The organism is Pseudomonas fluorescens, from assembly GCF_902497785.1.
In the GTDB taxonomy this organism is placed as follows: Bacteria; Pseudomonadota; Gammaproteobacteria; order Pseudomonadales; family Pseudomonadaceae; genus Aquipseudomonas; species Aquipseudomonas fluorescens_BO.
Map to the genome: position 1 here is coordinate 80791 of NZ_CABVHK010000009.1, position 11704 is coordinate 92494.

Consider the following 11704-nt stretch of genomic DNA (forward strand, 5'->3'; position numbering starts at 1 on the left):
GCGAACGGTCGATTCGCGCCTTTGTCCGGATGAATATATGACACTTTTAGAAAATATGTACAAATGATACCGTATGACTTCAAGTCAAACACTCACCTGCGGACCGCTGATGCCTAGAAAACTGCCTGCACTCAACGCCGACAACCGCGCCTTCTGGCAAGGCGGTCAACAGGGCGAACTGCTCGTTCATCGCTGCGCAGCCTGTAGCCGGTATTTCCACCCGCCCGCCCCGCTCTGCCCGCATTGCGCAAGCTTCGACGTGGCGCCGCAAGCGGTGTCCGGCAAGGGCACCGTACTTAGCTTCACCATCAACTATCAACCCTGGACCCCCGACCTGGAGGTGCCCTATGTGGTGGCGATCATCGAGCTCGTTGAGCAACCCGGCTTGCAGTTCGTGAGCAACGTGGTGGGCATGCCGGTCACGGATGTACATATCGACATGCCGGTACGGGTCAGCTTCCTCAATGTCGAGGATGTGTGGTTGCCTCTGTTCGAGAAGGATCAGTGATGTTCGATCATCGTTATGAAAAAGACGTAGCCATTACCGGTATCGGGCAATCAGAGATCGGCCGACCGTCTACCAAGTCAGCGATGCGCCTGACCCTGGACGCCTGCCTGGAAGCCATTGCGGACGCCGGCCTGCAACGTAGCGACATCGACGGCGTGGCCTGCTGGCCGGGTGATAACAACAATGGCGACCCGTTCTCACCGGTCGGTCCCAGTGCGCTGAAGAGCGCCCTTGGGCTCAACGTCAACTGGTTCGGTGGCGGTTATGAAGGGCCCGGCCCGCTTACCGGGGTCATTAACGGGGCCATGGCGATTGCGGCGGGCCTGTGCAAGCACGTACTGGTGTTTCGCACCATCACCGAAGCGTCAGCCCGTATGCTCAACAAACAGGCCGGCGCACTGACCAACAAAACCCAGGGTCGCGACAGCAGCTACGCCTGGCAGTGGTTTACCCCGTTCAATGTGCAATCGGGCATCAATCTGATGGCGTTGTATGCCCAGCGTCACTTCCATGAATACGGCACCCGACCGGAGCAGCTGGCGCAGATAGCCCTGACGTGTCGCCAGAACGCCATGCGCAACCCCAAGGCGCTGTACCGCACGCCGATGAGCATGGACGACTACATGGCATCGCGAATGATTTCAACGCCTCTGCGCATGTTCGACTGCGACGTGCATTGTGATGCGTCCACCGCCATCATCCTGTCCCGTCGTGATATCGCCCAGGACCAGCCAAATAAACCAATTCGCATCGAGGCCATGGGCGCAGCGTTGAACCAGCCCTGGTCGTGGGATCAGATCTCCCTGACCAAAATGGCCGCCTTCGATGTTGGCGAGATGATGTGGGCACGCACCGACTACACCCCGCAGGATGTTGAATCTGCGCAGTTGTATGACGGATTTTCGATCTTGACCCTGATCTGGCTTGAAGCCCTGGGCCTGTGCCCCATTGGGGAAAGTGGCGCGTTCGTCGAGGGTGGCACGCGCATCGCACTGGAGGGCAGCTTGCCCATCAATACCAATGGCGGGCAGCTGTCTGGCGGACGCACCCACGGCCTGGGTTACGTGCATGAAGCCTGCCTGCAACTGTGGGGTCGTGCCGAAGGCCGGCAAACCCGCGAACACCGCGTCAGTACGGTGGCAGCCGGAGGCGGCCCGCTGGGGGGTAGCCTGCTACTGGTTCGCGAGTAACGGCGCGCCTCAGTAGAGTACGCCGGCCACTTCGCTGCAGAACTCGATCAGCGCCTTGCCCAGTTCGGCAAGGCCCTCTTCATCCCGTTGGCCACGGAACATCACCGCTGACACGGTGAAATCGATGCTGTTGGTTGGTGAGAAGACCGGCGCCGCAATGGCAAGAATCCCCCCCGAAAAATGCCCATCGTCCATTGCCCAACCGCGCTCGGCGGCCTCTCTCACTTCTTCGCGATAGACCTCGAGCGACAGCGGCTGGGCCCAGCGAATCGTCTCGAAACTGCTCTGTACTTCCGGATCGTCGAGGTCGATCTGCGTAGCGAACAACCGGCCGCTGGCGCCCATCAGAATTGGCAGACGCTGACCTTCAGCCATGTCGATACGCACATCGGTCGGGCTCGCGGCGGAACTGACAATGACGATGCGGTCAGGGCTCATTTTGCGCCACAGGGTGATGGTCACCCGCTGGCGTGCAGCCAGGTTCTGCAACAGGGGTTTGGCCATTTGCACGCGGTGACCCTGAGTCACCAATTGTTCAACCAGGCGCGCCAGGCCCAGGCCCACGGTGTAACGCTTGGAAAGGGCACTGAAATCGACCACCTCCTCTTGCACCAGGGTGCGCAGGATGTTGAAGCAGGTACTTGGATTGATTTTCAGTTGCCGGGCGATGTCCACTGAACGTTCCGGCGTGCCCACCTGACTGAGATAGCGCAAGATGCGTATGGCGTTGGATACAGGCTTGACGAGGGTTGCGCCGGCCGATTTGCTGCTGTCGTTGACGTCAGTGAGTTCCATGCCCAATCCAGTAACTTTAGAGTGGCGCCATTCTAACCTGAGAATGATTGGCGCCGTAAAAGTTTTATCTGGGAATTACTCGAACACTTCAATCGGTTAATTTCACTGGCGGCTGATAGATCAAACGACGGGTTTGCAGATCTTCGCGACGAAAACGCTCGATGAGACGCTCTTGGGCCTGGTCGGCCTGGGTCACCCGAACCTGTTGGCGCAAGTATTCCAGCCATGACTCGACAATAAAGCGCTCGCTGTAGAGTTGCGGGTCCGCCATGTCGCGGTACAAACGCCAGTTTTGCGCACCGTTGCGCCGTCGCGCCTTGCCTACCGCGTATACGGCAGCCAGAAATTCATCGCGGTCCGGCGCCGCCACCTGGTACACAATCTCCACCGATACCGGTCCTTCGGAATGGGACACCGGACTGGCCAGCTGGAGTGTGTCGGTCAACTGCACCTCGGCAAAGTCTGCTTCCTGGCCCAGTTCCACATGGCCATTTCGGGTCAGCGCGATGCCGACCAGCAACAACAGTGTCGAGAGCAGCAAGCTCTGGCTCAATCCCAGATACTCGGCCAATGCCCCCCATATCGCACCGCCGGCCGCCATCGCGCCCATCAGGATCAACACATAGACCGATGCGACCCGTGCGCGCACCCAATTGGCGGCATAGGTTTGCACCACCGTTGAAATGGTCGCGTTGACCGCCATCCAGCCGAACCCTGCCAGCAGCAGCATTGCGCAGACCGCGTAGCGGTTGTTGGATAGCGCGGCAGTGAGGGTGGCGAGGGCAAAGGAAATGGCGCCGCAAACCAGCAGATGACGCATGCCCAATACGCGATACAACCGCGGCAAGCTCAGCGCAGCCAATACTGCACCGGCACCAAGAAACGCCATGAGCAAGCCATAACCACCAGCGTCCATACCCAATTCCTGCTTGGCCACCAGTGGCAGCAAGGCCCATAAAGCACTGGCACTCATGGTGAACACAAGAACCTGCTTCATGGCGCTGAACAGGACCGCTGAATGCCGGATATAGCGCAGGCCACTGCGCATGCCACCGGTCAGGGTTTCCGGTGGCAAGCCCACGGCAGGCGGGTTGGGCGCGATACGAAAGAGGAAGAGGAGCACCGCGAACATACACAGCGCGATCACCAGAAATACCGAGGTCGTGTTCCAGTATGCAATCAGTGCACCCGCCAACGCGGGGCCCAAAGCCCGGGTGGCATTGATGGAAATTCCGTTCAAGGACACTGCAGCCGGCACCTGGTCGCGAGGCAGTACGCCGACCATGGTCACCATCCACGCCGACATGCCCAGCGCACTGCCAGTACCGAGCACAAAGGTAAACGCCAACAAGCCCCAGGTTTCCATGTGCGCGCTGTACGCCAGCACACACAACACCAGTGCGGCGAACAGCATCATGCACTGGGTAATGATCAGCCAACTGCGACGGTCTACCCGATCGGCAATCACCCCACCGGGAAAGGCAAACAGAAATACCGGTAGGGTCACGGCGGTTTGCACCAGAGAGACCATGGCTGCCGACGTCGTCAATGTGGTCATGATCCACGCCGCGGCGACCGTCTGCATCCAGATAGCCATGTTGACCACTGCGGCTGCCAGCCATAAACCGCGGAACGCTTTGTTGCGAAACGGCGCCCACGCCGAACCCTCGCTCATCATCACTCCTCAGCGGCTACGCCAGTCAGTTTCAGGGATTACTTGTCCAGCGGCTGACCCAGTCGCCCCGCCGCACGGGCGGGGATGAGTTGGCGTGGCGCAGCGATGGTATTGCTCTGTCGACCGATACCTGCAATCTCAGCCTCGACCCGATCACCCGGCCGTAAAAAACGCCCGCTTTCCAGTCCTACGCCGTGGGTGGATCCGGTAAACACCAGGTCGCCAGGACGCAGACTGATGCGTGCATCCAGATAATTGAGCAACTCATCCAGGGGAAAAATCATCTGCCGGGTATTGTCCTGCTGGCGCAGTTCATAGTTAACGCTCAGGCGCATATCTAAAGCCGGTTGCCCCGTTACACCCAGTTCGTCCGCGGTCACGATCCATGGACCTACCGGTGTGGTGCGGTCCATGGCTTTCTGGGTCAACAGGTCCAGACGACCAATCTGCTTGCCGGCATCGCGCGCACTTATGTCATTGCCCACCGTATACCCCAGCAGGCAGTCGCTGGCATGCGGTTCATCCAGCAACGGGCGGCCCACTACGGCGACCAGTTCCACCTCGTAATCAAGCTGGGTGGTCAGCGGCGAATAATCGATCTCGTCATAGGCACCAACCAGCGCTGACTCCGGTTTCATGTACGCCAACGGGTGCGCCGGAGAATCACTGCCAAGGCGCTTGAGGTGGCTGAGGTAATTGAGGCCCACACCAAAAACCCGGCTACCGGGTTCCAATGGCGCAAGCAGGCGCGCAGCCGACAACGGCAACCATTCGCCACTCGGGTCGAGGGCGTCTGGCGCAAGATCCGCCCCTAGCCCGGCCCAGTGGGCGAAAGGAGCATTAATTCGCCGAAAGCAATCAGCTTGCGCATTCAGCAACGCCCAGAACGCTTGCCCGGCAACTTCGACCCGCGCCAGACGCATGTCAGCGCTTGGCCAAGTAGGTCGGCAGGTACTCGGCGTCGAGCACTTCTTCCGGCGTCTTGACGCTGGCGCCGAGAATTGGCCCGACCATTTCGTGGCCCCACAGGCTGAGTTTTTCTGGATTCAGCTCATAGGGATCGCCTTGCCATGGCTCGATTTCAGCAATGGTCTCGAAGGCGAACCCGGACGGATTGAAATGGTAGAACGACAGATGGGGGTCCTGGGCATGTTGGCCGAGGGTCATCATCATCGGCAGTTCACGCTGACGCACGATGTCGTAGGTCTCACCGACATCACGCACGTTGCGTACAAACAGCCCGACATGCTGCACGCCCATGCGACCCGGTCCGTGACCATAAGCGATGTCATGGCTGGTGTGATGGTTGAGTTTGGAGCGGAAGAAACCGGTTCGTCCCTTGCCCGCACCAGCGCCATACCAGCTGAAACCCATGACATTAAGCAGGAAGTCTTCCAGTTCCGGAGTGTAGTCCGGGGTGATCAGCACCACATGACCCGCACCCCGTTCGTCGGCAAGGAAACCACTGTGCGGGCGGCCCGGCTGGAACGAGCGCGGCAGCCATTTTTGCCCGTAAAACAATTCGTGCTGATACCCCACCGGGTCACGAAAACGCACTAATTCACGCACGCCACGCTTTTCGCACAGCTCAGCATCACCGCGAGTGAAGTCGACATTGGCGGCTGCCAGCTTCTTGATGCCGTCCTCGAACGCCATGCGCCCCACCGCTTCCCAACCGATGTAGACAATGCGGTCTACCTTGCCAGGATGAAAAGCGAAGCGATGCCGACGATCATCGATCTTGAAGTACAGCGAATCGGGATCACTCTCGGGGTTCTTGCCTATGCCAAAACCCATCACCTGAGGGCCGTACTCACGCCACGCTTGGAGATTGGGGGTCTCAAAGCCCATGTAACCGATACCGATGATGTCCACGTTATTCACCTTGTTATTGTTCGAGATGAAAGGGTGCCGGTAGCCCATGCCAGGGCGCCGCGCGTGCTAGATCGCGAGTAACCCGCCATCGATGACGAAGTCCGAACCGGTAATGAATGAAGCCTCATCCGAGGCGACAAAGACCGCCATTGCCACCACTTCCTCGGGTTCGCCGGGGCGATCCATCAATACGCCATCCAGCAGCATGGCGCGCATTTTGGGGTCTTCCAGAAAAGGCCGGGTGCCAGGCGTCGCGACAAATCCCGGGCTCAAACTGACCGCACGTATACCGAACGGCGCCCCTTCTACCGCCAACTGGCGAGTGAAGGACACCACAGCGCCCTTTGCAGCCGAATGCGCGGAAATGCCGGCCACTTTCGAGCCACCCCATGCAGCGGTGGACGATACATTGATGATCACTCCGCGCTGTTCGGCCAAGTGGTGCCATGCATATTTGGTGGTATAGAACAGCAGGTCGATTTCGTTGCGCATGGTGTACTGCCAATCTTCGATCGACAGCTCGCTGACCAGCCCGAAGCGTGCGGCGGAAGCGTTGTTGTACAGGATGTCGATGCGCCCGTGTTCAGCCACGGCGGCATCGATCCAGGCCTTGGCCTGTTCATGATCACCCAGGTCCACGGGTGCCGAGCCGTACAGGGTAAAACCCTCGGCCTGCATCAACGCTGCAGTCTCCTCGTGACCTTCGGCATTGAAATCGCAACCGACCACAATCGCCCCTTCACGGGCAAAACGTAGCGCCGCAGCCCTGCCCTGGCCGCCGCCTGTACCGGTTATCAGCGCGACCTTGTTTGGTAATCGACCCATTAGCACATCCTCACCTCAGTGGTTATCACGTTTGCGGCAGGCGCTCACGCCATCAAACGGCTTCGTCATCCGGGGTGATGGGCTCAAGCCAGATGGCCTCCGCGGGGCAAGCGGCTGCACCCTCACGAGCCTCCTCCTCCAACTCCGGCGGCACGCGGGCATCGTCGAGGTACACCATGCCATCGGCATCAAGCTTGTACAGGCTGGGGCAAATCGCAGCACACAAACCATAACCACAGCAGCGGCTTCGGTCGGCCACCGCTTTGAACTGCGCTTTTTCTGAACTCATTTTTTTCTCCTTTATCAGGTTCAGCTTTTGCAAATTATGAACACTTATTTATTTTATGTGCAATTAATTTTTAACGCGGATATGCTGAGGCTCATCCGCTGTCCCTGATCATTGCCTTGGCTTAAAAAAAGGGAATCGCAGCAGGATGTTGAACACGGCTGGCTTCAGAGTGATTCAACCGTGGGTGCAACGCATGAAATTCGTTTGTCCGTTAGTCAGATAGCTGCGCTGGACAAAGCCGAATTTCTGATTTTATTCTGATTAAAAAACCAGATTCTGTTCAAAGAATCTGCTGGCGGTGATTCACATCACCACTTGTAGCAGTGCTTGGCTCAACAAAACCTATAAGGAAGCCAACTCCATGCACCCGTCTAGAAACAAAGCGGCAATCGATCTGCGCGAATTCCGCCAAAGCTGGAAAATCCTGATTTTGTCGGTCGCCGGAGTGGCCATCAGCATCAACGCCGCCCTGCTCTATGGTTTCGGCACACTGGTCGTGCCGCTCGGCGATGCCTTTGGCTGGAGCAAAAGTGAGCTGCAAGCCTGCATCACCTTTCTGTTTGGCGGCGCGGTGGTGTCATTGCAGTTGGTGGGTTGGTTCAACCTGCGCTACGGCATGAAGCGCGTTACCGTTATTTCCCTGCTGTTGTTGTCACTCGGTTACCTGGCAACCACGCAGCTGACCCAATCGATCTGGTCGATGTACATCGCCTTTGCACTGCTGCCCATCGTCGGCATGGGCGCGCTGGCCGTAACCTGGACCCAGCTGATCAGTCTTTGGTTCGACAGCAATCGCGGCCTGGCGCTCGCCATTGGTCTGTCCGGGACTGGTGTCACTGCCGCCATCATTCCCCGGCTGATGGCCTGGGGCATCGAGCAATGGGACTGGCGCGCGGCCTTCGTGATTCTCGCGCTGCTCAATCTGTTGGTGCTGCTGCCGCTGATTCTGCTGTGGTTCAAACTACCCTCTGTTGCCGGTCACCGTGACGGCGGGCGTGCGCTGGAGCAATTGCCCGGCATGTCTTTTCGTGAAGGCATGGGCTCGCTGAAATTCTGGACCTGTAACCTGGCGCTCAGCCTGGTGATTTCTTCGATTGTCGGCATGGTCACCAGCACCGTACCCATGCTGCAAGCCCGAGGCCTATCCGCGGGGGACGCGGCCACCATTTTCAGCTGCTTTGGTATTTCGCTGATCTTCGGCCGCATGCTTATCGGCTATCTGCTCGATCGTCTGTGGCCGCCGATTGTGTCTGCGATCAGCCTGGTGCTGCCCGCTATCGGTTGTTTCATCTACCTGAGCCCGACCACCGAATTTGCCCCGCTCATGCTGGCGGCGGTGCTGGTTGGTTTTGGCGCCGGGGCGGAGTTCGATATTGCCGCGTTCCTGATTGCCCGCTACTTCGGCTTGCGCGAATACGGCCGCCTGTTCGGCGTGCATCAGGGCCTCAATACCGTGGCTTCGGCGCTGGCGCCGTTGCTCTTTGCGTACATGCTGGCGCGCACCGGATCGTATAACGCCATGCTGGTTTATAGCGCCGCCTGCTGCCTGATCGGTCCGCTGTTGCTACTGACCCTTGGGCGAGTGCCGCACTTCAACGTGCAAACCATTCCCAGCCAATCCTGAGCCCCCTAACAAGAATCGGAGCAGAACATGCCCACATTGACATTTATTGAACACAACGGCACCGCCCATCAAGTCAAAGGCGACATCGGCCAGTCGGTGATGCAAGCCGCGACCTTCGCCTCGGTGCCGGGTATTTCTGCCGACTGCGGTGGTGCCTGCAGTTGCGCCACCTGTCACACCTATGTCGACGAGGCCTGGCTGGGCAAGGTGCAAGCGGCGGAAGGCATGGAGAACGACATGCTCGAGTACGCTTTCGAACGTCGCGACAGCAGCCGCTTGAGCTGTCAAATGATCATCAGCGAAGACATGGACGGCATGGTTTTGCACCTGCCGTCGTCGCAATTCTGAATGCGCGTGAAGGAGTTCCCATGACCCTCGCCTCAGTCGTTATCGTCGGTGCTGGCCAGGCCGGATTTCAGGTCGCTGCCTCCCTGCGCCAGGAAGGCTTTGACGGGCGCATCACCCTGATCGGCGATGAGCCAGGCCTGCCCTACCAGCGCCCGCCATTGTCCAAAGCCTATCTGCTCGGCAAGATCCAGGCGACCAATCTGCTGTTTCGTCCTGCTGATTTCTACACCACCCAGCGCATTGAACTGCTGCATGACCAGGCGACCGCGATCGACCGCCTGAACCGACGCGTGGTGTTAGCCTCGGGTGCTGCTGTCAGTTACGACCATCTGGTACTGGCGACCGGAGCCCACAACCGCCCCCTGCCGGTTCCCGGCGCAGAGTTGCCGCAAGTGTTCGGTATCAAAACCAAAGCCGATGCCGACGCCCTGGCGCCGCTGGCGAAAGAAGCGCGCAACGTGGTGGTGATTGGAGCCGGGTTTATCGGCCTCGAGTTTGCGGCGGTGGCCGCTGCCCTAGGGGCTAATGTGCACGTACTGGAGCTGGGCGAGCGTCCCATGGCTCGTGCCGTGTCGCGGGAAATGTCGGAATTGTTTCGCCAGGCCCATGAAGCGTGGGGCGTCCATTTTGACTTCCGCCAGGGTTTAAGCCGCATCGACGGCGATAACGGCAAGGTGTGCGCGGTACAAACCGGTGACGGACGTGCACTCCCTGCTGACCTGGTGGTGTTTGGTATCGGTGTGATTCCCAATGCGCAGCTGGCGACTGAAGCCGGTCTGGACATCGAGAACGGCATCAAGGTGGACGCCAGCCTGCTGACCTCTGACCCGCAAATTTCCGCGGTAGGCGATGTCGCCAGCTTCCCGTGCCTGCAAAACAATGAGTTACACACCCGCCTCGAGTCGGTGCAGAACGCCATCGACCAGGCCCGCACAGTGGCTGCACGCTTGATGGGTAAACCGGCACCTTATAGCGCCCTGCCCTGGTTCTGGACCGATCAAGGCAACTTGAAACTGCAGATCGCCGGACTCTCGCATGGCTATGACAGTACCGTCGTGCTCGGTTCAGTCGAAGAACATCAAGCGTCTGTGCTGTGTTTCCGCAATGACCGTCTGGTGGCCGTGGAGTCCTGCAATCGCATGGGCGATCACATGGCGGCGCGCAAGATTCTTGCTCGCGCGCCCAAGCTGACGGCAGTTGAGGCCGCCACTGACGGGTTCGATCTGAAAGCTTGGGAAGCGGCCAACCGCGACTGAACGTCGTACTGATCTTTCACACCCGCTGCCGCGCCCGCCTTAAAGCTGACGCGGCATTTTTTTGCACAACGACTGGAGCGATGCAATGAACAAAGTCTGGTTTATTACCGGTGCGGCCCGAGGCTTGGGTGCTGCCATTGCCAAAGCCGCATTGGCTGATGGTGACAGCGTGGTGGTCAGCGCCCGGCGTATCGAACCGCTGGAAATTGTCTTTGCCGAGTACGGCGAACGCGTGCTGGCAGTGGCCCTGGATGTGACCGACGAAGCCCAGGCACTGGCTGCCGTAGAAACTGCCGTGGCGCGTTTTGGCCGAATCGATGTGCTGGTCAACAACGCCGGTTATGGACAACTGGCGCCGTTTGAAGACAATTTCGCCAGCGACGCCGACCAGCAGTTCGCGACCAATGTGTTCGGTGTGTTCAACGTCTGCCGCGCCGTGCTGCCTGTCATGCGTCAGCAACGCAGTGGCCGGGTGTTCAACGTGTCTTCAATGGGTGGCATGGTCGGGATGGGTGGTGCGGCGCTGTACTGCGCGTCTAAATTTGCTGTGGAAGGTTTTTCCGAATCCCTGGCCCAGGAAGTGGCGCAGTTCGGGATCAAGGTCACGCTGGTGGAGCCCGGGGTTTTCCGTACCGACTTTCTCGACCCCAGCTCCGCGGTCTTCGGTACACGCGGGTTGGAGGATTACGCTGCATTCACCGCCAAGGTCAAAGGCGCTTCGGCCGCCTACAACCATCAGCAAACCGGCAACCCGGCTAAACTGGGCGATGCGCTGGTGCTCCTGGCCAACAGCGAACATCCACCGTTGCGTTACCTGGCGGGTTCAGACGCTTATCAGCAGGTCAGCGACAAGCTCAACAGGATGCTCGCGGAAATCGAGCAATGGCAGCAGCTGTCCCATTCCACCGATGGCGTCTAGGCGACGACGCGCACAGCCTTTCTGACAAGGCTGTGCGCAACGATTACTGGTTGATGAAGTAACGTACGGACAACTTTCCTTCTTCAAACCGATACAACTCGATCGTCTCGATACCGCCTTCCTGCTCGCGAAAGGCGTTCAGGTGATGGCACGCCGCTTCATTGCCATTGACGATGCACTGGCGCACTTCAACGCGAATCTTCGGTTGCTGCTGCGCCCACATGCCTTCCAGTACCTGCCAGGCATCGGCCTGGGGCTTGCCGACGTATTCGATACTCAAGCCGTTGGCCGAGACGCTGCGGTAGTGAGCGAAAAAGCCGTCTTTGTCGCCCCGGTTCCAGCAGTCGATCTGCCCGTGCAGAAAGTGCTCGATGGTGTGTTTGTCCATGCTCATTTCACG

General features: G+C 59.1%; 13 protein-coding genes. 6 read left to right on the plus strand and 7 right to left on the minus strand.

What is annotated here, in order from left to right; all coding sequences use genetic code 11:
- Nucleotides 1-109: 109 nt before the first annotated feature.
- Nucleotides 110-508: a Zn-ribbon domain-containing OB-fold protein gene (locus F8N62_RS15005; RefSeq protein ID WP_020300790.1), complete on the plus strand. Its 399-nt coding sequence runs from the start codon at nt 110-112 to the stop codon at nt 506-508.
- Nucleotides 508-1698 carry a thiolase family protein gene (locus F8N62_RS15010; RefSeq protein WP_020300791.1) on the plus strand — a complete coding sequence of 397 codons (1191 nt, stop codon included), beginning with the start codon at nt 508-510 and terminating at the stop codon, nt 1696-1698. The genes F8N62_RS15005 and F8N62_RS15010 overlap by 1 nt, the downstream gene beginning before the upstream one ends.
- Nucleotides 1699-1707: 9 nt before the next feature.
- Here the strand turns inward: F8N62_RS15010 and F8N62_RS15015 are convergent, their stop codons facing one another.
- The 6 genes from F8N62_RS15015 to F8N62_RS15040 all read right to left on the minus strand — a co-directional run bounded on the left by F8N62_RS15015 (nt 1708) and on the right by F8N62_RS15040 (nt 7157).
- Entirely contained in the window at nt 1708-2493 is a 786-nt protein-coding gene (locus tag F8N62_RS15015) for an IclR family transcriptional regulator (protein WP_020300792.1), read from the minus strand.
- Between the two features lie 88 nt (nt 2494-2581).
- Nucleotides 2582-4168, minus strand: a complete 1587-nt coding sequence (locus tag F8N62_RS15020; RefSeq protein ID WP_020300793.1) for an MFS transporter — start codon at nt 4166-4168, stop codon at nt 2582-2584.
- Between the two features lie 38 nt (nt 4169-4206).
- On the minus strand, nt 4207-5091 hold the full coding sequence (locus F8N62_RS15025; protein ID WP_020300794.1) for a fumarylacetoacetate hydrolase family protein: 885 nt from the start codon (nt 5089-5091) through the stop codon (nt 4207-4209).
- Nucleotide 5092: 1 nt separating this feature from the next.
- Nucleotides 5093-6043, minus strand: a complete 951-nt coding sequence (locus F8N62_RS15030) for a VOC family protein (protein WP_032904513.1) — start codon at nt 6041-6043, stop codon at nt 5093-5095.
- A gap of 66 nt (nt 6044-6109) precedes the next feature.
- Nucleotides 6110-6868, minus strand: a complete 759-nt coding sequence (locus F8N62_RS15035) for an SDR family NAD(P)-dependent oxidoreductase (protein ID WP_020300796.1) — start codon at nt 6866-6868, stop codon at nt 6110-6112.
- A gap of 52 nt (nt 6869-6920) precedes the next feature.
- Entirely contained in the window at nt 6921-7157 is a 237-nt protein-coding gene (locus F8N62_RS15040) for a ferredoxin (protein ID WP_020300797.1), read from the minus strand.
- A gap of 361 nt (nt 7158-7518) precedes the next feature.
- On the opposite strand from F8N62_RS15040, the gene F8N62_RS15045 reads away from it, so the two are divergent.
- The 4 genes from F8N62_RS15045 to F8N62_RS15060 all read left to right on the plus strand — a co-directional run bounded on the left by F8N62_RS15045 (nt 7519) and on the right by F8N62_RS15060 (nt 11304).
- Nucleotides 7519-8781, plus strand: a complete 1263-nt coding sequence (locus tag F8N62_RS15045; RefSeq protein ID WP_150709209.1) for an MFS transporter — start codon at nt 7519-7521, stop codon at nt 8779-8781.
- A gap of 27 nt (nt 8782-8808) precedes the next feature.
- Nucleotides 8809-9129 (plus strand): 2Fe-2S iron-sulfur cluster-binding protein, encoded by a 321-nt coding sequence (locus tag F8N62_RS15050; protein ID WP_020300799.1) that lies wholly within the window; start codon nt 8809-8811, stop codon nt 9127-9129.
- A 20-nt stretch (nt 9130-9149) separates the two neighbouring features.
- Complete coding sequence (locus F8N62_RS15055) at nt 9150-10385, plus strand: NAD(P)/FAD-dependent oxidoreductase (RefSeq protein ID WP_020300800.1); 1236 nt, start codon at nt 9150-9152, stop codon at nt 10383-10385.
- A gap of 85 nt (nt 10386-10470) precedes the next feature.
- On the plus strand, nt 10471-11304 hold the full coding sequence (locus F8N62_RS15060) for an oxidoreductase (RefSeq protein ID WP_020300801.1): 834 nt from the start codon (nt 10471-10473) through the stop codon (nt 11302-11304).
- A 43-nt stretch (nt 11305-11347) separates the two neighbouring features.
- Here the strand turns inward: F8N62_RS15060 and F8N62_RS15065 are convergent, their stop codons facing one another.
- A complete protein-coding gene (locus F8N62_RS15065; protein ID WP_020300802.1) occupies nt 11348-11698 on the minus strand; it encodes a nuclear transport factor 2 family protein in 351 nt (116 codons plus the stop codon).
- Nucleotides 11699-11704 lie beyond the last annotated feature (6 nt).